Genomic DNA, 1,560 nt, shown 5'->3' with positions numbered 1-1,560 from the left:
CCCCATTCAATTGAATGGGGGTTTTGTACCTAACTTTCATTTGGGAATGTTTTTTAGGTTTGTTTTGTATACTTTATTAGTGAGCATGATGGTCAAGTTGATGTGCGTACCTTCACACTAATTTTTGTAATATAGTTATCTTCTTCTAAGGTGGTAATGGAATGCAATAAATATTCCTCATACACATCGCCGTCGAACACAAGCTGACGTGCTGCTAATTCTTCAACTAAATGAGCATAGGGTGCATTTATACCCACATAAAAAACAGTTTAGTTCTATACGATGCATTGGGTGATGTTCACTCAATTACCGTTTTCATTTCCCTCTATTTCATTTAACTTTTCATAAATACGTCTCTTCCTGTAGAGCATCATCCCTGTTTCAGCGATATCTTGAATCATTCCCTTGTTTGCGTAGGCACCGAAAACCATACCTGCAACGGGTACCATTTGAAATAGCTTTTTCCAACCAAATGAATCACGGTACGTAAAAAACACTTCTTGCCAGCCTTTAAGCTGTGAAATCATACTTTCAGATGCATCTTTGTTTTCATTCATAGAAGCAAGTTCATTCAAAATCGCTTCTTTACCAACAATATCTGCAGAAGCGAATTGTAGACATTTGACAATGAAAATCCGCTCTTGTTTATCATTCGGATCATAGCCGTGAATTATGGCAATCTCTTGTAGTGTTTTCAGCGCCGTACCTAAAATGATTGGAATATCAATGGCCAATGTAAAGAGTCCACCAATACCAGTAGTAGCACCTTGCACCGTAGCGAACTTCACTCGTTCTTTTCGAAGTTTTTCGCTAAGCGTGATCATCTCTTCTAAAGGTATTTTTCCAATATCCTCAATATTATTAATCTCTTTATACGAAGATTCCGTACGTATTTTGTTTATCATCGATTGTTCATTGATTAAATACTTCCCGCCAGTTTGAACATAGCTTCCTAATTCAGACACCAATACGCCGATTTTTTCCTGGATGAAACTAGGTGTCAATTTATCCAATAGCTTAAACGGAAGGCGGCCAAGCTTTTCCCAAAACCATAAACCTTTTTGATCGTTTTCCCACGTTTCAATTTCTTGTAAGTATGTAGTTAGTTTTTCTCTTGTGTCCATAATCCAGTCCCCTTAATTTTTTCTATTCATAAAGTATAATGGCTACATTAAATGACTGGCTAACTAAAGCCCTCGAGTAAAATAAAAGTACTGATTTCGACATATAACCATATGTTTGAATCCGTTTCAATGACGCTAATTTTTCAGCTTTACGATATTGTCATATATTATATCAAGGCAATCGACTGGCTTTTTATAGTAGAACCTAAAAGTTAATGTGGGATAAATACTTGTTACACTAACACCCTTAGCCGAAAGAACAAGTTAAGATAAAGTTACTGCTCAACAATTAAAAATCTATTATCTTTTATGGTATAGGTACCATGTTTCCTTGAAGGCACAACAGTTTTGACGGCATGTTTATCATTAGCAAATACTAATAAAAAACGGTCGTCTAGTATATCAATTCCCCCGTTATCCCCTTTATATTTAATGC

Annotated in this window: 2 protein-coding genes; both read right to left on the bottom strand. The window is 35.8% G+C overall.

Annotated features, from left to right (window positions below):
* Positions 1-92 precede the first annotated feature (92 nt).
* The gene (locus AC06OU_RS06000; protein ID WP_475854619.1) at positions 93-257 is read right to left on the bottom strand and encodes a hypothetical protein; all 165 of its coding nucleotides are present in this window, start codon (positions 255-257) and stop codon (positions 93-95) included.
* Positions 258-302: 45 nt separating this feature from the next.
* Positions 303-1,124 (bottom strand): EcsC family protein, encoded by an 822-nt coding sequence (locus AC06OU_RS05995; RefSeq protein ID WP_475854618.1) that lies wholly within the window; start codon positions 1,122-1,124, stop codon positions 303-305.
* Positions 1,125-1,560: the final 436 nt, after the last annotated feature.

The organism is Psychrobacillus sp., from assembly GCF_056205495.1.
This window is presented reverse-complemented; position numbering and strand designations above follow the sequence as displayed.

What these genes read in the sequence shown, in the direction of transcription:
- AC06OU_RS05995 (WP_475854618.1), bottom strand. Translation starts at nt 1,124, where the DNA reads ATGGACACAAGAGAAAAACTAACTACATACTTACAAGAAATTGAAACG.